The organism is Luteolibacter sp. SL250, assembly GCF_026625605.1.
Classification (GTDB): Bacteria; Verrucomicrobiota; Verrucomicrobiia; order Verrucomicrobiales; family Akkermansiaceae; genus Luteolibacter.
In genome coordinates this window covers 1,822,636-1,841,406 of the sequence record NZ_CP113054.1, presented here as the reverse complement: position 1 = coordinate 1,841,406, position 18,771 = coordinate 1,822,636, and the positions used below count along the sequence as shown (strand labels likewise).

The following is an 18,771-nucleotide window of genomic DNA, read 5'->3' as shown; positions in this document are numbered from 1 at the left end:
TCTGGAAAACGTATGGTGCTGGAATCCCTGATCAGCCCCCGATCTCGGTGCGGCCGGAGAGGGAGGCGCCCTCCTCCATGGAGAAGACCTTGGATTTGATGTCGCCGTTGATGCGGGACTTGTCCTTCAGCTCGCAGCGCTGGGAGGTGATCTTTCCTTCCACCTTGCCATAGACCTTCACCTCGCCGGCGGTGACATCGCCCTTGATGGTGGCGTTCTCCCCGATGGTCACGCGGCCCTTGTCCGAGGTAATCTCACCTTCGATCTTGCCGTCGATGATCATGTCATTGGAGAAGCGGATGGAGCCGGTGATCTCGATACCGCTGGAAAGAACGTTGGTGGGATTCGCCATGACGGAAATGGAGCAGAGGCACGGGGGTGTGGCAAGAGATCAATTCCCCGCAGGAAAGGGCGAGAAATTTCCCGTGCATTCCGCCCCCGGATCGCGTTAGAAGCCGTGAGAACTTCACGTAAAAGTCAAAATGCCCCGTGTCACCATCACCGTCGCCGAAGCCAACCCGCAACCCTATCGGTTCCAACTGGATCGGGAAGTCGTGCAGATCGGCCGCGGGAGTGAAAATGACATCGTCGTGGACAGCGGCTCGGTTTCCACCCACCACGCGGAGATGCGGCGGGTCCTGGGCGGTTATGAGCTGCACGACCTGGGCTCCACCAACGGCGTGAAGCAGGACGGCGTGCGCTATCCGTATGTTTCCCTTTTCCACGGCAGCACCGTTTTCCTGGGGGATGTGGCGTTCGACTTTTCCCTGACGGATGAAGAGCAGGCATTCCTTGCCAGCGAGATCCCGGCCGACCCCGGCTACGTCCACGTGCCCGTCCCGGACGCTCCGATCTCCACCCAGCCGATGGCCCAAGCCGTCAAACCCCGCCCAATCCCCAAGCGCCAGGTCATCCGTGTGGAGGAAGACGGCGGTGGTGGCTTCCTCGCCGCCATCCTGCTCATCATTTTCGCCGCCGTCGCCTTCGGCATCGGTGTGGGCATCCGCCACCAGAAGGAAACCGGCGGCTCCATCATCGACCACATCAAGGCGAAGCGGGAAGGCAAGGTGGTGGCTCCGGCAGCCGCACAAGCTCCCGCCGCCCCCACCCCGCCACCTGCCCCGGTGCCGATGCCACCGCCGGTGGTGCCGATGCCCGCGCCCATCCAGCAGGGAGATGGCAAGCCGCTGCCACTCCCCGGTGGTCCGGCTCCCGCTCCGGGACAATGATTGATCCCCTGCCTTTGAATGAGGCCCCTTCGTGTTCTCATCATCGTCGCTTTGGTCGCAGGTCTCCTCGGAGCCGGCTACTTCTGGGCCTACAAGACTTCGTCCATGGGCTGGGTGGCCTCCACCAAACGCCCCGTGCTGCGGATCATGGGCATGAACCTGGACTACAATGAGGAAAACGGCCGGCGCTTCAGCGCGTTCTTCCGGCCCCTCATCGAGCGGGAATACCGGCAGAGCGCACCGGAGTTGGTAGAGGGAACCTTCACCGGCATCGGCAGTTCCGGCGGCATGCATGTCAGCCGCCCGGGAAAGATGGGTATCCTGATCCGGTTCGGTCCGGAGCATGAATCCATCCTCAAGGAACTCCCGCAGGATAGCGACGTGCAGGTCTGGTACAAGCGGAAGTCCATTCCGGAGAATCCGTTCAGTTATCACTATCAACTGACAAATCTCCTCATCCAACAGTGACATCCGGCCAGGAAAGACTCTGAACATGTCTTCCGTTTTTTGATTGCCGCGGACGCGGGATCATTCAGGGTATGCAAACCTTGAAAACCCGGAATCCATATCTCCGTGCGGTCTGCACCCATGTCGCCGGTCTGGCGGTGGGCCTCGGTCTGGGCCTGGGCATCTGGCACGCCACCCACCAGGATGGATCAGGCAACGAAGGCCCGGGCAAGGAGGACGAGAATAAATCCGCAACCAGATCCTCCCACCGCCGGGACCGCTCCACGCAGACACGCAGCGGAGTGGACGTGCTGAAAGCCGTGGCACCCTACCTTTTCGCCGAACGGGCGGCGGAGAGAACGAACCACACGCAGAGCTTCACCTACGGGGAATACCTGAAGTCTTCCTACGAACGGCTGGCCAAGTCCGCGGACGCGCTGGCTCCGGCGGATGACGTCGCCGCAGCCGCCATCGCCCTGCTGGAAAAGCAGAACTCCCGTGCCCAGGGCCGCACCTTCACCCCGGAAGAGGCGAAGGAACTGGCCGAACTCCAGCCACGTCTCCTGCACTGGTTCCGCCAGGACCCGGAGGCCGCCATCAAGTATCTCTACGATGGCAACCGCTCCTTCCACATTGATATGGGGTCCGCTCTCTACGCCGCCATCCATGAGAAGGGATTGGAAACAGCCACCGGCTGGCTGAAAGAACGGGATCCGCGCAACTCCGGCCAATTTTCCTATGTCTTCGCCAACTATGTCGCCAGCCAGGGAGACCCCGCCATCCTGAGGAGCCTCAAGGACACCCTCCCACCGGAACATTGGAACCGCATTCGTGGCCAGGCATTCTCCAGTTGGCCGTTCGACAAGGCGGATGAACTCCTTGCCATCGCCAGGGAGAACAATTCCCCCGCAGGCCTCGCCTACCTGGCCATGCGCAACGGACAGAAGGGCGCGGAGTGGCTCATGAAACACATGGCCTCAGAGGACATGGACCCCGCCTTCCGCGAGGCGCTCACCAACTCCCCCGAGTACCGCCAACTGCTGGAGAACAGTTCCCATATCCCCATCGAGGTGCGGGCGGAGACACTGGCCAAGAACCGCACCGACGGCAAGGATGCGGAGCAGCTCACGCTGGAACTCGGCGGCAGGGACGTCGCCAAGGCCCTCGACAAGGCTTCGAAGGACTGGCGCTTCGCTTTCCGCAACGGGAAGGTCACCTTCGAGGAGGTCTATGAAGCCGTGGTGGCGGATCTCCCCGGACTGGCGCAGGCATCCCCGGACGCCATCCGCCTCCAGGTATTCAAGGAACTTGCGGAGGAAAACGGACCCGCCGCCATGCAGGCGCTAGCACACACCCCTGAGCCGGACAAGTGGCAGGTCGCCCTGAAACCGACGCAGTGGATGTTCTACAATGTCGATCCCCAGAAATTCTACGACTACCTCCAGGCCATCCCCCACAACGATCCCACGCTGCACCAGGCGCGCTTCGAGTCATGGGTATGGCACAGCGCGAGCAACATCTCCCTCTACAGCCGGGACTACGTGGAATGGGTGAAGAACATGCCGGAGGGCATCGACCGTGAGATGGCCGCCATCGGCATCCTCCGCAGCGTGACCCCGAACGACAAAGCCATGTATGCCGAGGTGGACTCCTGGGTGAAGGACCCCGCCATGCGCGACCGCATCAAAGCCCCACCTCCTACCCGGTGATGAAACCCTCCATCTCGAAACTCACCCACGCCGGAGCGGCGGTGTTCGGGCTGTTGCTCGCCTTCGCCCTGCTCCACCGCCAGGAGGCCCACTCGGGCACCGCAGCCACCGATGTTCCATCCGGCAAGCCCACCCGCCCCGGCCACCGCCATGGAAATGGAGGGTCCGCTGAAATGAAGGCCGCCACGGCCGCACGACATGCCGCTCCGCAGAAGTTCCGCGCCGGCGAATACCAGAAGGCGTGGGACGCCATCGCCGACCAATCCCTGCCGGCCCAGCAGCGCTTCTACCTCCAGATGGAACTTCTGCGCCAATGGGCTGAGGTGGACCTGGAAGGTGCGCTCATCGCCGCGTTCGACACCTCATGGGACGGGCGCAACCAGGGAATGGGCATCCAGGGTCTGCTGCAGGCGTTCGACCAGGAATTCGCGAGGCGTCCGACGGAGTCCTGGGACATCATCACCTCCGGCCGGTTCGGCCTCGGTGCGGCCCTCGCCAAGGGCAAGTGGGCGCAGTCCGTGGTGAAGGAAAATCCCCTGCTGGTGGCGAACCATCTGCGGCAGATCCCGTATCACACCCGCCGCTCCCTCTTCCCGCAGGTGCTGGCCGCCATCAAGGAAGATCCGTCGAAGATCGGCGCGTTCTATGACAAGCTCACCGAACTGCCGCAGGATAACCTCTTCCGGGACATGGTGCGTGACTCCATCAGGGAGTTGGGTGCGCGTGGTTCCACGGACGAAATCCGCTCGAAGTTTCTGGAATCCACTTCGGATGCCCAGCGCACGATCCTCGTGCACGAGTTCGGCAAATCCTTGGCCAACTCCTCCGCCGACACCATCCAGGCGGAACTCACGAAGCTCCCGGAAGCGGACCGCGGGCGCATGCTACGCTCCCTGGCCCATCACGCGGAAACCGGTGGTGAACATTCACCCCAGCTCATCGCCATGATCGTGAAGGCGGGCGAGTACAAGGAAGTCGTCCAGCAGGTGAACGAGCACATCCGGACCTACGCCTCCACGCCGGAGAAGCAGGCCAGCCTCGCCGCGTGGGCGGTCAATCTGCCGCAGATGCCGGACGCCGCGGCGGTCATCCACCGCTCCGTCAGTTACTATGCCATGAACGATCCCCAGGGCGCGCGCGCCTGGCTGGATTCCGTCCCGGCCTCCACCTGGGGCCGCAACACCGCCCTCGCCGAATATTCCCAGCAAATGCTCTGGAAACACAACAACCCCGAGGAATCCGCCTGGGCGCTTTCCCAGATCAACGATCCCAAGCTCAAGGAAACCGCCACCGGGTGGCGCGGCAGTTGGGAGAAGAAGAATCGCAAACAGTGATACCAAGTCTCAGAAATCGTCTGACTTTTCGTGATGGCAGAGGGAACAACGGATCATGCGGGTTCCGCAGATTAATTCCACTTTGTTGGATTTCCCCATCCCTGATCGGAAGGGGACATTGCACCAAGTGGAATTAAGAATGAAGCGGAGAATCCGAATCCGTGAAATCCGTTTCAATCCTTCAATCCGTGGTAACAAAAGGCCGGTCCGCCGTAAGATGACATTATCTGGGAAGACGGTGTGAGATGACACCGGTGATGGACGGGCGAATCGGATGGTCGCCCCCCTCCGCCCAGCCGTCATGGCGCAGCCATGACCCTACGGAAGCACCGCGCACCGCGCGGAAAGGAATGACTTTTCTCCGAAAAATCCCGTGCGACGCGGCTCTGCCTGACAAGCCCGAAGGGAACGGGGATGACGTCCGATTTCAGGGGCCTGAAGGAAGTTTGGGGGATCATGGGGCGTTGTGCCATCCTCCCCGGACTTTCCGGAGAAGAGTCCTTCCCTTCCCTCCGCTCCGCTCCCGCCGGGGGAGGGCAATCATCCCCACATCCGGACCTCATCCTCACGCGGCTGCCCTGCGCCTGCGCAGCCCCAGTACCAGAGCGCCGAACGCCACCAACCCGGCGGCCGCCGGTTCCGGCACCACGACCAGCGCCACGCCTTTGTCGGCACCGTTCACGAAATCGTAGTCAAGCTGGAACTGGTTTCCGTTCAACGTGATCTGGTCATTGTCATTGATCAGATTTCCGCCGTAGGTGAACCGCTGGCCATTCCAGACGCCGCTGTATTTGATGAACATCAGCGCGCCATTGACCAAGGACGCTCCCCCGAGATCATTGAGCGTCAGGATCGACCCTTCCGTGATGTTGAGATTGCCCGTGAGTCCATCCAGCGTGATGAGATCCGAAGTTGCGGTGGAGGAATTGATGTCAATCGCGAGAGTGGAAGTGGCTGCGAAATCAAGACGGCCCATGGTCAGGCTTCCGATTTCAGGCAGCAGCGTCGCGCCGGGTGCCAGCCTGCCATTGATGGTCGTGGTCGCGAGATTGTTGATGGATCCGTTGTTCCCCCGCAGCGTGGCGCCTGCCGCCACGGTCACCGCCGATGTGTTCGTCAAACCGGTGTTGAGAGCGAGGATGCCGCTGGTGACGGCGGTGCTGCCGGTATAGGTCTTCGCGGTGGTTCCGAATGTGACCGTGGCGTTCGGGGAGTTGTTGCTGCCGGGCCCCTTGTTGACCGAGATCGCGCCGGAAATGTTGCCATTCACTGTCAGAGCGGAGGTGGCCGTAGCGCTGGTGGTCACAAACTGGAGGGTCGTGGAGGCGACATTGGTCGAAATGTTCGCCGTGGAGGCCAGGGTGAGGGTGCCGGCATCGGCTCCGATGGAAACCGTGCCGGACGCGAGGGTGATGGCTCCCGTCCAGGTGTTGGTCCCATTGACATTACGGAGCGCGCCTTTCGAGTCCGGGCCGTTGCCGCTCAGTGTGAGAGCCTCCGCCGCCATGGTGCCCACATCCCCACGGAAAAAGAGACCGGCACCCGACTGCACCACCGTCCCGGAAGAAGTGGAGCCCAGTGCATTCACATGGCCGATGGTCAGCGCACCTTGGCTGACGGTCGTGGCGCCCGAGTAGGTGTTGTTTCCGGAAAGGGTCCAGCGGTTGTTGCCGTTGGATGCACCGGGAGCCATGCTGATCGAGAGGGACCGGTCGGCACCTCCGTCGCTGATCACACCCGAGATGGTGTTCAACGGGGTGGAAGTGGAACTTCCTCCCAAAGTCAGCGTATGGGCACCGGCGACTCCCAAACTCACACCGTTGCGAACGAATATCCCATCGGTACTGGTTCCCGTTCCGCTGATATTGGAAAGCCAGCTCTGGTCTGCTGTGAGGGAGATGGCCACATTCTGGTTGGCCGTGGTGCTCCCGATCGTGAAGACCTTCGTAGGAGGATCAGTGGTGTTCGTGGCACCGGAAGCCACGATGCCGCCCGCACCAATGGAAAGCACCACATTGGATCCTCCACCCTGCAGGGTAAGCCGGTTGGATTGGCCGGTGTAATTGAGGCCGGAGACCGAAATATTCCCGCCCAGATCAACGATCTGCGGAGACAAACTGCCCGTTACCAGGGACGTCGCGTTGAACGTCGCCACATCTGAAGCACCAGGGATCAACGAATCCGGGTTCACATTCCCGGCGGCATCCGTGGACCAGTTTTCCGCATTGCTGAAAGCGGAACCGGCACTGCCATCCCAATAGAGCGGAATCGCGCTCAGCGAACCTGGGAGTGAAATGCAAGCGACAACGAAGGCCGGAAAAAGGCGGGTTTTCATGGCTGGGGGTTTTTAGACTTTTTCCGTCAAAAACAGAAACTAATCTGCCACATACCACCCGAAGGAACGCCGTTTGTCAAGATGGCCCGCAACCGGCTTTCCCAGCACCAACCTACGTTCTGAAAATGGAAAACCCGACGATGCTTATGGAAGCCTCGACGGGTAACCGTTGTTTTCAAATTTCCCTGCCAGCTCTCGGACGGAATTCCTTCCTGAATATCCCCTTCCATGCCGGCTGATCCGGCAGGGAAGCTCAGGAGACGCATGAAAGCTCCGCCGCCATTCAGCGCCTGCGGCGGAACAGCACGAGCGCGGAGAGTGCGGCAAGAGCGACACTGCCCGGCTCAGGAATCGCCCAAGTGACGACGTTCTGATAGTCCGGATGCGTGAGATAGTAGATGTTCGCTGGAGCGAAGGTGTCGATGTTCGCCAGGTATTGGTTCGCCAGTGCCGCCACAGCGTCGCCATCCGGGTTGGTTGGGCTGCTGGGCGAAAGGACCACGTTACCGTTGCCGAGCGAACGGGTCGGGGAAAGCTCCGCGACGACTTCCCAGATGGCCCATTGGACCGCAGCGGCGTCGAGAGCGGTTCCACCGGATGCAAGGAAACCACCGACCAGCTTCGAGATGGCGACGGAGTTCACAAGATCCTGCGGGTCCTGGAGGTCGAAGGTAACGGTCTGGCCGTAGCTGAGCCCTTGGGCCGGTTCCACGCAGAATGCCTGGAAGTCGGTGAAAAGCAGAGTACCGGACGGGTAGTTCTGGAAGTAGCTTCCATCCAAGGAACCGTTGACCGGCACGTTCGGATTGATCTCAACCAGGGTGGTGGTGATGGTTTGGGACACAGCCTTGCCGCTGAACGCGAACGAGGCAAATCCCACTGCACAAAGCAGCAGAGTTGTTTTCATGGGGGGGAGCTTTTGGGGGTGAAAGCGGCCCCAATTGGCCAGAGTGCGGCCCGATGGTCAAACAAAGTGTTAGAACCCCGCTTCGATCCCGACCAAGAACCTCCTCAATGGATACACAAATTACTCAAATTAATCCACATGCGACAAATAATCGCATTTTTCACAAACCAAAACCAAGCATGTGTTAATCATTAAACATCCTTAATGATCCTACAGACCTTGTTTGAAATGCCCTGAAACCAAGGACTGCTCCCGTATTTCAGAACTTCCGGATGACCGTGTCCCGGCAGGAAGCTTGGTCCGCCGTCGGGTGGTCGAGGGTGAAGTGCAGGCCTCGGGATTCCTTGCGCCGGATGGCGCACTCCACGACGAGACTGGCAACAGCCACGAGGTTGCGCAGTTCCAGGATGTCCACGTTCACACGGTGCCCCCAATAGAACTCGCGGACCTCTTTCTTGAGGTTCCGCAGGCGGGCGGCGGCACGCCGCAGGCGGTTGTCCGTGCGGACGATGGAAACGTAGTCCCACATCAGGCGGCGGATCTCATCCCAGTTATGGTAGATGACCACCAGCTCATCCGGCTCCGCGACGTCACCGTGTTCCCATTCCGGGATGGGTGGAGGGGTGGAGTCCGCTTTGCCAGGGCCATAGGAACGGATCATTCCATCCAGCGCCCGACGGGCCATGACATTGCCTTCAAGCAATGAATTCGAGGCGAGGCGGTTGGCACCGTGCAGGCCGGTGCAGGCGACCTCACCGATGGCGAACAGCCCCTTGAGCGTGGTTTTCCCATCCACATCCGTGGAAACCCCGCCGCATTGGTAGTGGGCGGCGGGCACCACGGGGATGCGCTGTTTCTCACAGTCGAGGCCGAACTTGAGGAGTGTCTCGTAGATGAAGGGAAAACGCTCGCGCATGAAGCCCGGGGGTTTGTGCGTCACGTCCAGATAGACGCAGGGCGCGCCGGTGCGCTTGATCTCGCGGTCGATCGCGCGGGCCACGATGTCGCGCGGGGCCAGGGAACCGCGCGGATCGATCTTTTTCGTGAACTCCTCCCCTTTCGCATTCACCAGGATGCCGCCTTCCCCGCGCACCGCCTCACTGACAAGGAAGGAACGTGCCTCCGGGCCGGTCGCTCCGGGATTGTAGAAACAGGTGGGGTGGAACTGGATGAACTCCATGTTCGCGATGGCCGCCCCCGCCCGCCAGGCGAGCGCCACTCCGTCCCCCGTCGCGGAGTCCGGGTTGGTGGTATAGAGATAGACCTTTCCGCAGCCGCCCGTCGCCAGGATCACGCGGTCGGAGCGGAATACCTCCACCTCTCCGCTCTCCGCGTCCAGCACGTAGGCCCCCAGCACGCGGTCATCCGTCAGGGAGCCGAGCTTCGAGCTGGTGATGAGTTCGATGGCCACGCGGTCCTCCAGCAGCGTGATGTTGGGCGTGTTGCGGGCGGCCCCGATGAGCGCGCGCGCGATCTCCCGCCCGGTCGTGTCCCGGGAGTGGAGGATGCGCCGGTGGGAGTGCCCGCCTTCCTTCCCCAGTTGGAAATGATCCCCGCTGCGGTCGAAGTGGACGCCATGGGCAATGAGGTCGTCGATGGTCTCGTCCGCGCCCTCGACGATCAGGCGGACGGCGGCCTCATTGCAGAGACCTGCGCCGGCATCCAGGGTGTCCCGCACGTGGTCCTCCACAGTGTCCCCCGCCTCGCGCTCCTCCTCCGGCAGCACGGCGGCGATGCCACCCTGCGCCCAAGCGGTGTTGGACTCCATCAGCTTTCCCTTCGCCAGCACCGTGACCGAGCCATGCTTCGCCGCCTTCAGGGCGAACGATAAACCCGCAATGCCCGCCCCGATCACCAGGAAATCCGTTGTCATCCGCGCCCAGCATCGACATCCCGCCGCCCCCGCAAAGCGAAATTTCGCGCAGCGACAGCCTTGACCGGAGCGTCCCGCCACGCCACCCCTCCCCCGTGAGTTTCTTCATCACCGGCACCGATACCGGCGTGGGCAAGACCTACGCCACCCGCCTCATCCTCCAGTCCCTGCGTGAGGAGGGGATCGACGCCGTGGGCTACAAGCCCGTCTCCTGCGGTGACCGCGATGACGCCATCCAACTGGCGGAGGTGTCCGGCGGTCTGGAGCTGGATGAAGTGAACCCCGTCCACCTCGCCTCCGCGCTGTCCCCGCTGGTGGCCGGCATGCTGGAAAACAATCCGGTGAACCCCGCCGAGCTGACCGCAGGCTACCACCAGCTCGCCAACAAGCATGCGAAAGTCATCGTCGAAGGCGCGGGCGGCTGGGAGGTCCCCATCGCCGCCGGCTACCGCGTTTCCGACCTGGCCGCGGATCTGGGCCTGCCGGTGGTGGTCGTCGCGGCGAACAAGCTGGGCGCGCTGAACCACATCATCCTGACGGTGGAGGCCATCAAGGCGAAGGGCCTGACCTGCGCCGGCATCGTCCTCAACCAACTGGAGGATGAGATGGACACCGCCATGATCACCAACAAGGGCATGGTCGAGGAACTGACCGGAGTACCGCTGCTGGAGCACCTCATCTTCAACCAGAACTTCCTGGATCCTGAGGGGTTCTTGCATCTTTGATCCGCAGAGAACACGGTATCTATCATGGAATCCGTATTCGTAGTACAGCACCTGAACATTCTCAATGAGGATGAAGATCAGGTGAAGATGATTGGCGTCTACCGGAGTCACGAGACAGCGGTGGCAGCCGTCGAACGCCTCAAAATCCAGCCTGGGTTCTGCGAACACCCCAGAATCGTGGATACCTTGGAAGATGAAGATCGCCGTGGTTTCTACGTCGAAGAATATGCATTGGATCAGGATCACTGGCGGGAGGGATATGTCACTGAGACGTATCCGATCGACTGACTTGCCGCTGCCGCGTTCGAGCGAGACGTCATCCGGCTGGAAAACATGGACGAAGGGATCGGCGCGGCTTATTGACGGCGGGGCGGGAAGTAAGGAGGGTGGACACTCCTGTCCACCGGCTGCAACCGGAACCCTCAGCAAAGAAATCTCGATTCGCGGCCAGCTTCTTCTCTTCCTGAAAACACCGTTGCGAAGCAACTGAGACGAACAGGAAAACTTAATCATCTGAGCCAAAACACTGAAAACTTCTCCTCCTCCGTTCGCCAATGCCGCCGGTGGACAAGAGTGTCCACCCTCCTTACTCCTTTCCCCATGCCCGCCAAGAATTTCCATGTCCGCCAAGCCGCCGTCTCCGCCCTCCGGGCGTGGGCGAAGGGCCATGACTATGCCGAGACGCTGATCGACCGCCACGCGGACCGGCGGATGCTTTCCTCCCAGGACCGCGGGCTGCTGCAGGCCATCCTTTTCGCGACACTGCGCCACCGCAGGTTGCTGGACCACTGGATCGGCATCCTGCGTGAGGGCAAGCTGGACCCGGAGACGCGGGATGTCCTGCGCGTCGGGCTGGTGCAGATCCTTATTCTGGGCATCCCGGACCACGCGGCGGTGAACGAGACGGTGGAGGCGGGCAAGGCCAGCGTCCGCTCCCTGATCAACGCGGTGCTGCGACGCGCGATCACGTCGCGGAAGCGGCTGCTGGATGTGGAGGAACTGCCCGCCGCGGTGGTGCATTCCCACCCGGACTGGCTCTACAACCGCTGGCGGCAGGAGTTCGGAAAGGCAAACACCATTTCCCTGATGGAGTGGGACAACACGCCCGCCGAAAACTATTTCCGGGTGAACCCGCTGGCAAAGGCGGACGACTTCGACCCGTCCACCTATCCCGCCGTCGAGGGCGCCCCCGGCTTCCATGAGCTGTCCGGCGCTCCACCCACCGCCCTGCTGGCCGCCGGGAAGATCTACATCCAGGACCCGGCCACCCGCCACGCGGTGGACCTGTTGGCCCCGCAACCCGGCGAGGGCGTGCTGGACGCCTGCGCCGCCCCGGGCGGAAAGGCATTCCTCATCGCCGCCGCACTCGGCTCCGCAGAGAACCTGCTCTGCACGGACTCCAACGAAAAACGCCTCCCCCGCCTGCAGGAAAATCTGGAGCGCCTCCACGCCGGGCAGGCGGAAACCGCCGTCCATGACTGGACGAAGCCCGCCCCGGAGGAATGGCACGGCGCGTTCGATGCCATCCTGCTGGACGTCCCATGCTCGAACACCGGAGTGATCCGCCGCCGCGTGGATGTCCGCTGGAGGCTGCAGGCCCCGGACATCGAGAAACTCGTCGTCACCCAGCGCAAGATCCTGGAGGCCGCCCTGCCTTGCCTGAAGCCCGGCGGACGCTTGGTCTATTCCACCTGCTCCATCGAACGCGCGGAGAACGCCGCCCAGGTGGAGGCGTTCCTGGCCGCCCATCCGGAGCTGGAACTGGTGGAAACCCGCGACGCGCTGCCTTTCCGTGACGGCACGGACGGGGCCTTCGCCGCGCTGATCCGGAGAAAGGCGTAGCCGTTCAGCGGCCCTCAGCCGCCTTCTTATCCAGCGCCGCCTGGATGCCGTCGATGAGTTCCCGGTCCTGCCAACTCAGGCGCGCAAGCGGCACCACCACCGGCTTCCTGTCCACCAGCAGGCGTACGTTGCCGTCCTGCACGACGGTCGGCTTCACCGGAGGCGCGGGCATCGGTGGGACCGGCGCACCCTTCGGAGCGGTAACGACCAGATCCTCGAACGCCACCAACTTTCCCGCCAACGGCTTCCCCTCCACACTGGTCCAGAAGCGCGTGTCATAAAGGATGACATGGGTCACATATCTCGCCATGCCGGACCCGGTGGGAGATTCCACGGAAGCACCCGGCTCCGCACCGCCACCCACTTCCCGTTTGGTATATTTCTTCGGTCCCACCAACGGGTTCCCGGGGAAATCCACCTGGGCGGAGCAAAGCATCACTCCCGCGAGTGACAAGGTCCAGATACTCCACGATTTCATGGAAACCATGATGATACCGGCGGAGTGGCATCTCAAGCTCCCGTTTTTCACGCTCGCCAAGCAGGCGATGCTACCACATCAAAGAGGACATGAAATCCTTCCTCGGCATGCTGTTCACCCTCATCGTGCTGGCCGCTGTCATTGGCGGGGGTGCGGTGCTGTGGTATCTCAGCAGCAGCTCCGGGTTCTCCCGGAAACCAGTCCCGGCGAACGCGAGGTGACGGAGGAATGGAATTGCCAAAAGGAGGGGAATAAGGAAGGGTATCCCCATCAGTCCGGGCTGGTTTTTCCCGGCCGGATGCGGGGCGACTGGCCCTACGTGATTGCGGAATAGGCCGGAGGGAAGAATCCGGGTAGGGTATTGGCAGTTCTGGAAGCGCTCCCCCACTCGCGCGTTTCCAATTCCCCCTCCCCCCCACCATGAAATCGAACCCATTTGCGGTCGTCGCCATCATCATCCTCGCTCTCGGAGCCATGTTCCCATGCCGCGCTCTGGCACAGGATCCTCCGGTGCCCGTCGGCAAGCTGGAAGCTTCCTCCCTTCTGGTTCGCGCCGGAACCAAGCCCACCCTCAACTGGGATATCACCTACCCGGCCGTGGTGAAGGACATCGTCAAGATCACCCCTCCCGGCACCTGCACCCCGAAGGTCAAGGTGAACATGGACGTCCGTGTTGTCGGAGCCTCCGTGAAAGTGGTCTGGCTCAACGCATGGGGGATCGTCACCCGGTGGGAATGGGCACAAACCCAAGCCTCCGTGAGCATCAACAACAGCGGTTACACCGAAATCTTCTCCAACACCCAGGACAAAGTGAAACCAGGCACGATCGTCTACACCAAGAAGGTCAGCGCCAACCAACCGATCAACTTCGCGGGGCGCTACTACTTCAACGGCTGGTCCGACCAGTTCACCTCCAACAGCGGACAGAACGTGGTCGCCCTGGTCAACGGAGACATGCCTCCCACCACCACCCCGCTCTACCAGCAGCCCACCATCGAGGACTTCATCAAGCCTTACCTCGACGGCCAAGGCCGCGTCAAAATCGGCCCGAAGGATGTCATCTACCTCATGGAGCTGACCCACACGAACAAGAACGACGGAGGATTCGACCTTCAGGACCTTGCCCTTCTCGTCACCTTCCAGGAAACCAACTGATCTCCTCCGGAAGATACCAAGCGGATCAGCCGGAAGGCGGTCCGCTTTTTTTGATCCTGAAACCCGGGTTTGCAGCCCCGTCAATCCGGCTTCATTTTCCCACCCTCATCCTTCGCGGACTGATATGGGGTCGGGTTATCCGTCCTATCACTGTTGATGGTTGCGGAGGTAGCCCCTGATTTTCCTTCGCGGTATTCGGAAGTATTGGTGCCGGAGGATGGCTTCCGCTCACAGGAAGAGACGGAGGCAGCCAGTGCGATGGAGCCCAAGGAAATGACAAGCGCGTTCATGATCTCCGTCGTCGCAGCTTTGCGGCCAGAGAATGAATCACTGATCATCAGACACATAGATCACACAACACAAAGCAGGCCGCGCTTCGTGCAATCCGGAGCTTTCGTAATGCACCCCGTGGGGATCCATCAAAGGATCACCAAACGGACCAGTTCCTCCGTGGTGCCCGCCGTGCCAATCTCCTCACCCGCCTTTGTCACGGTCACTATCCCTCCTCCTTCGATATGACGCTTCGCGTCTTCCAAGTGATCGTGGATCTGACGGACAGCTTCGCTGGCGCCGTCCAGGTTAACCGAGTTCAGTTCCAGAATCATAAATTGGGGGTCGGCAACGGGGCCGGAGATAAGATGTCACTAAAACGGCCATAAACCACCTACGTGATCGCGTGATAAAAAACGACTATCAGACGTTCATTATGCAACTTATCCCTTAAAATATCCGATTAAAGGCAAGATTAAGCTGAATTATCTCATTTTTCCAACCAAAACGGCGAATGCCGTTGAACACCCTCTCCCTGCCTGGAATCCATAGCCCCTCCCTTGCGATCTGGACACCATCCCGGGGGTAGTTCGCGGGATCGAGCACGGAAGAGGCGAGGTGGAAACACGCCCACGCCCTCAACACCCGGATCTCCGCGCGGGGTCCGCTCATCCGGCTGGCGAGGTGCTGGAAATGGCGAACGGGATTTCCCATGAAGCCCGCCGCCCCACCCTGCGCCCGTTCCATGATCCAGCGGAGGGCCCGGTAGGGCGATGGCCGGCGGGTAAGGATGTCCTCTCCCCCGTGGAGGTCCGCCATCCATGCCTTGTTGAGTTGGAGGATCGCTTGGGCGGGCTTTCCTTCCAACCACAGGGACTGGGAGTAGCCGAGCGCGGCTAGGTAGAAGTCCTCCTTTTTTCCCTCCAACCGGCGCGTGATCTCCGGCCCCAGGCGGGACACCACCTGCGGCAGCCAGGGACAGGGTTCTCTATCCGGGAAATCCACCACTCCGTCACCGAGATGGCCGTGAATCCCTCCGATGGCAAAGCGTATTTTCGGTGACAGTACCCGGGGGCACCCCGGAGTATTCCTCTGAATCCCCAAATTCCCATCCTGATGAAAACCCACGGGCTCCTGCTCGCATCAGCCATCCTTCTCGGTTCCTGCCAGCCGGAGGAACGTCCCGTCATGCCCGACGCTCCACACCGGGCGGATGCGCCGAAGGAGGAATCTCTGCCGGAAAAGATCAGCTTCAACGACCACATCCAGCCCATCCTCTCCGAGAACTGCTACCACTGCCACGGCCCGGACTCCGGCACGCGGGAGCCGAAAAGCGAGCCGCTGCGGCTGGACCTGGCGGACAAGGCCTTCGCCGCGCGGGAGGGCGGGCAGCCCGTCATCATCAAGGGGGATGCCGCCGCATCCATGCTCATGAAGCTCATCCGCTCCACGGATGAGCAGGAGGTTATGCCTCCCCCGGCCAGCCACAAGAAGCTCTCTGCGCGTGACATCTCCCTGGTGGAGCGGTGGATCCAGCAGGGCGCGGAGTATCAGGCGCATTGGTCCTTCATCCGGCCCGTGCGGCCGGACGTGCCCGCCGGGGAGAACGCCATCGACCATTTCATCAAAGCCCGGCTCGCTACGGAAGGCCTGCCCCCGAACCCGCCGGAGGAAGCCCGGCGCTTTTTCCGCCGCCTGCACCTGGACCTGACCGGCCTGCCCCCATCCCCGGAGGAAACAGAGAAATTCCTCGCCGCGCCCGACCCGGAACCGGTCATCGACGCCCTGCTGGCCTCCCCCGCCGCCGCGGAACACCAGGCCCGGCTGTGGCTGGACGCCGCCCGCTACGCGGACACCCACGGCATCCACATCGACAACTACCGCGCCATCTGGCCCTACCGCGACTGGGTGGTGGACGCCTTTGCCACGAACATGAAGTGGGACCGGTTCACCATCGAACAAATCGCCGGGGATCTGCTGCCCTCCCCCACGCTGGAGCAGAAGATCGCCACCGGCTTCAACCGCTGCCTGGCCACCACCGGCGAGGGCGGAGCCATTTCCGAGGAATACGAGGCCATCTACGCAAAGGACCGCGTGGAAACGGTGTCCGCCGTCTGGCTGGGCCTGACCACCGGCTGCGCCGCCTGCCACGACCACAAGTTCGACCCGGTGAGCACGGCGGACTTCTACTCCATGGCCGCGTTCTTCCGGAACAACACCATGAAGGCGATGGATGGCAATAATGCGGAGCATCCGCCGAACATCTTCGCCCCGCTGCCCGCGGACCGGGAGCGGTGGACGAGTCTTGCCGGGGAGATCGCGAAGATCGACGGAGAAATCGCCGCCCGGAAATCCGCCGCGAAGGCGGACTTCGGAGCATGGCTGGCGAACGCGAAGATCGGCTCCGGGGATGTGACGGATCCTTCCCTGGCACTCCACCTCCCGCTCAATACCGGAGAGTCCATCTCCCGCGGCACGGTGGAGGGCAAGCCCACGGAATGGACCATCCCGGGCGGGCACCGCGACGGCCCGCTGGGTCCCGCCCTGCTGGCCAGCTCCGCCACGACGGATCTGGGCGATGTGGGAGCCATCTCCCGCAGTGAGAAAGTCAGCTTCGGAGTGCATCTCTACATCGAGGGGACACCCAGCGGCGCGGTGATCGCCCGCATGGACCCTGCGAACCAGCACCGTGGCTGGGACCTGTGGCTGGAGAACGGGAAGGTCGGCACCCATTTCATCGACCGCTGGCCGGACGCCGCGAACAAGATCGTCGCGCCGGAACCTCTGGAACCCGGCAAGTGGCACCATGTCATGGTCACCTTCGACGGCAGCCAGGCCTCCCACCGGACGCTGACGCTTTTCGTCAACGGCAAAGCGGTGAAGAAAGGCCCGGAACCGAACACGCTGGGGCAGGACATCTCCACCAACGCCAGCCTGAGGATCGGCTCACGGAAAGACGGCGCGAACCGGCTGGGCGGCACCGTGGCGATCCAGGACTTCCGCTTCTACCGCAGGATCCTCCCCGCCGGGGAGATCGCCGCGTTCAGCGGGCAGAACCAACTCCAGCATTTCCTTTCCATCCCCGCGGAGCAACGGACGAAGGAGCAGACCGCCGCTCTCTTCGACCACTACCTGACGGGCCACGACCAACCGACACTGGCGCTCCTGAAAGCGCTGGCCCCGCTCACCGCGGAGCAGACCACCCTCCGCCAGCGCGGGTCCGTGACCCTCATCATGGAGGAAAAGAAGGACAGCCCCGCCACCGCCCACATCCTGGAGCGCGGCGTGTATTCCTCGAAAGGTGCGCTTGTCCCGGCGAACATCCCCGTCTCCCTCCCGGCCATCCCGGAGGAAGGTCCGCACGACCGCCTGGACCTCGCGAAATGGTTGGTGAACCGGGGTAATCCGCTGACTGCACGGGTCACGGTCAACCGCGCATGGCAGCAGTTTTTCGGCACCGGCATCGTCGAGTCGGCCGGGGACTTTGGCATCATGGGCGCGCGGCCCACCCACCCGAAGCTGCTGGACTGGCTGGCCGTCGAGTTCATGGACTCCGGCTGGGACCACCGCCACATCCTGAAGCTCATCGTCACCTCCGCCACCTACCGCCAGTCCGCCACCATCTCCCCGGAGAAGCTGGAGAAGGATCCCTACAACAAGCTGCTGGCCCGCGGCCCGCGCCAGCGGATGGATGCGGAGGTGCTGCGCGACATGGCGCTGTCCGCCTCCGGCCTGCTATCCGCGAAAACCGGCGGCCCGCCAGCGAAGCCCTACCAGCCGGAAGGCATCTGGGAAGCCGTCGCCATGCCGCAGTCCAACACCCGTTCCTACAAGGAAGACAGCGGCGAGGGCCTCTACCGGCGCTCCGTCTACACCTTCTGGAAACGCACCGCGCCGCCGGCTTCCATGGAGATCCTGAACGCCCCGTCCCGCGAGGTCACCTGCGTCCGCCGCGACCAGACGAACACGCCGCTGCAGGCGCTGGTCCTGCTCAATGACCCGCAGTTCGTCGAGTCCGCCAGGCAGCTCGCCACCCACGCGATGAAAGCCTCCGCAGATCCCGCCGCGCGGCTCGACTTCATTACCGCACGCCTGCTCAACCGCCCGCTGGACGCGGAGGAAAGGAAGATCATCACCCGCACGTTCACCGACATCAGCGCATCGTTCACGAAGGATCCCAAAGCCGCCGCCGAACTGCTGGCCACCGGCGGCACTCCTCCCGACGCCGCCCTCCCACCCGCGGAACTCGCCGCCTGGACCTTGCTTACCAGCCAGATCCTGAATCTGGATGAGGCGGTGACGAGGTAGGCGGGGGCGAAGGCAAGGGAGTAGCGAAGGTCGTGAGACCTTCGGCGGTGAGAACTCACCCTCATCCCGGAACTCCAGTCCTCTGATGATTCCCCCTCCCATCACGTCCCTCAGCTAACTTTGCCTTGGGATTCCACCCACTCACCCAGCCGAAGGTCT

At 62.4% G+C, this 18,771-nt stretch carries 17 protein-coding genes; 10 read left to right on the top strand and 7 right to left on the bottom strand.

What is annotated here, in order from left to right:
• Nucleotides 1-31 precede the first annotated feature (31 nt).
• The gene (locus OVA24_RS08160) at nucleotides 32-352 is read right to left on the bottom strand and encodes a bactofilin family protein (RefSeq protein ID WP_267674710.1); all 321 of its coding nucleotides are present in this window, start codon (nucleotides 350-352) and stop codon (nucleotides 32-34) included.
• Between the two features lie 130 nt (nucleotides 353-482).
• On the opposite strand from OVA24_RS08160, the gene OVA24_RS08155 reads away from it, so the two are divergent.
• The 4 genes from OVA24_RS08155 to OVA24_RS08140 all read left to right on the top strand — a co-directional run bounded on the left by OVA24_RS08155 (nucleotide 483) and on the right by OVA24_RS08140 (nucleotide 4,719).
• Nucleotides 483-1,229, top strand: a complete 747-nt coding sequence (locus OVA24_RS08155; RefSeq protein WP_267674709.1) for an FHA domain-containing protein — start codon at nucleotides 483-485, stop codon at nucleotides 1,227-1,229.
• A gap of 18 nt (nucleotides 1,230-1,247) precedes the next feature.
• Nucleotides 1,248-1,697 (top strand): hypothetical protein, encoded by a 450-nt coding sequence (locus OVA24_RS08150; protein WP_267674708.1) that lies wholly within the window; start codon nucleotides 1,248-1,250, stop codon nucleotides 1,695-1,697.
• A gap of 71 nt (nucleotides 1,698-1,768) precedes the next feature.
• Nucleotides 1,769-3,385, top strand: a complete 1,617-nt coding sequence (locus OVA24_RS08145; protein WP_267674707.1) for a hypothetical protein — start codon at nucleotides 1,769-1,771, stop codon at nucleotides 3,383-3,385.
• Complete coding sequence (locus OVA24_RS08140) at nucleotides 3,385-4,719, top strand: hypothetical protein (RefSeq protein ID WP_267674706.1); 1,335 nt, start codon at nucleotides 3,385-3,387, stop codon at nucleotides 4,717-4,719. The genes OVA24_RS08145 and OVA24_RS08140 overlap by 1 nt, the downstream gene beginning before the upstream one ends.
• A 565-nt stretch (nucleotides 4,720-5,284) precedes the next feature.
• Here OVA24_RS08140 and OVA24_RS08135 read toward each other — a convergent pair.
• The 3 genes from OVA24_RS08135 to nadB all read right to left on the bottom strand — a co-directional run bounded on the left by OVA24_RS08135 (nucleotide 5,285) and on the right by nadB (nucleotide 9,834).
• Nucleotides 5,285-7,054, bottom strand: a complete 1,770-nt coding sequence (locus OVA24_RS08135; RefSeq protein WP_267674705.1) for a beta strand repeat-containing protein — start codon at nucleotides 7,052-7,054, stop codon at nucleotides 5,285-5,287.
• Nucleotides 7,055-7,337: 283 nt separating this feature from the next.
• Complete coding sequence (locus OVA24_RS08130; RefSeq protein WP_267674704.1) at nucleotides 7,338-7,961, bottom strand: thioester domain-containing protein; 624 nt, start codon at nucleotides 7,959-7,961, stop codon at nucleotides 7,338-7,340.
• Nucleotides 7,962-8,220: 259 nt separating this feature from the next.
• On the bottom strand, nucleotides 8,221-9,834 hold the full coding sequence (gene nadB, locus OVA24_RS08125) for an L-aspartate oxidase (protein ID WP_267674703.1): 1,614 nt from the start codon (nucleotides 9,832-9,834) through the stop codon (nucleotides 8,221-8,223).
• Nucleotides 9,835-9,929: 95 nt separating this feature from the next.
• On the opposite strand from nadB, the gene bioD reads away from it, so the two are divergent.
• The 3 genes from bioD (at nucleotide 9,930) to OVA24_RS08110 (ending at nucleotide 12,401) form a co-directional block, all read left to right on the top strand.
• Complete coding sequence (gene bioD / locus OVA24_RS08120; protein WP_267674702.1) at nucleotides 9,930-10,559, top strand: dethiobiotin synthase; 630 nt, start codon at nucleotides 9,930-9,932, stop codon at nucleotides 10,557-10,559.
• Between the two features lie 24 nt (nucleotides 10,560-10,583).
• Nucleotides 10,584-10,847: a DUF7336 domain-containing protein gene (locus tag OVA24_RS08115; protein WP_267674701.1), complete on the top strand. Its 264-nt coding sequence runs from the start codon at nucleotides 10,584-10,586 to the stop codon at nucleotides 10,845-10,847.
• Nucleotides 10,848-11,159: 312 nt separating this feature from the next.
• Nucleotides 11,160-12,401 carry an RsmB/NOP family class I SAM-dependent RNA methyltransferase gene (locus OVA24_RS08110; RefSeq protein WP_267674700.1) on the top strand — a complete coding sequence of 414 codons (1,242 nt, stop codon included), beginning with the start codon at nucleotides 11,160-11,162 and terminating at the stop codon, nucleotides 12,399-12,401.
• Nucleotides 12,402-12,405: 4 nt separating this feature from the next.
• Here the strand turns inward: OVA24_RS08110 and OVA24_RS08105 are convergent, their stop codons facing one another.
• Entirely contained in the window at nucleotides 12,406-12,879 is a 474-nt protein-coding gene (locus tag OVA24_RS08105) for a hypothetical protein (protein WP_267674699.1), read from the bottom strand.
• Between the two features lie 89 nt (nucleotides 12,880-12,968).
• Between OVA24_RS08105 and OVA24_RS08100 the strand changes: the two genes are divergently transcribed.
• Both OVA24_RS08100 and OVA24_RS08095 read left to right on the top strand, forming a co-directional pair.
• Nucleotides 12,969-13,100, top strand: a complete 132-nt coding sequence (locus OVA24_RS08100; RefSeq protein WP_267674698.1) for a hypothetical protein — start codon at nucleotides 12,969-12,971, stop codon at nucleotides 13,098-13,100.
• A gap of 199 nt (nucleotides 13,101-13,299) precedes the next feature.
• A complete protein-coding gene (locus OVA24_RS08095; RefSeq protein WP_267674697.1) occupies nucleotides 13,300-14,034 on the top strand; it encodes a hypothetical protein in 735 nt (244 codons plus the stop codon).
• 419 nt (nucleotides 14,035-14,453) lie between these two features.
• Here the strand turns inward: OVA24_RS08095 and OVA24_RS08090 are convergent, their stop codons facing one another.
• Nucleotides 14,454-14,639: a hypothetical protein gene (locus OVA24_RS08090; RefSeq protein ID WP_267674696.1), complete on the bottom strand. Its 186-nt coding sequence runs from the start codon at nucleotides 14,637-14,639 to the stop codon at nucleotides 14,454-14,456.
• Nucleotides 14,640-14,754: 115 nt separating this feature from the next.
• On the bottom strand, nucleotides 14,755-15,312 hold the full coding sequence (locus tag OVA24_RS08085) for a hypothetical protein (protein ID WP_267674695.1): 558 nt from the start codon (nucleotides 15,310-15,312) through the stop codon (nucleotides 14,755-14,757).
• A 108-nt stretch (nucleotides 15,313-15,420) separates the two neighbouring features.
• Here OVA24_RS08085 and OVA24_RS08080 point away from each other — a divergent pair, with 108 nt between their 5' ends.
• Nucleotides 15,421-18,612, top strand: a complete 3,192-nt coding sequence (locus tag OVA24_RS08080; protein ID WP_267674694.1) for a DUF1553 domain-containing protein — start codon at nucleotides 15,421-15,423, stop codon at nucleotides 18,610-18,612.
• Nucleotides 18,613-18,771: the final 159 nt, after the last annotated feature.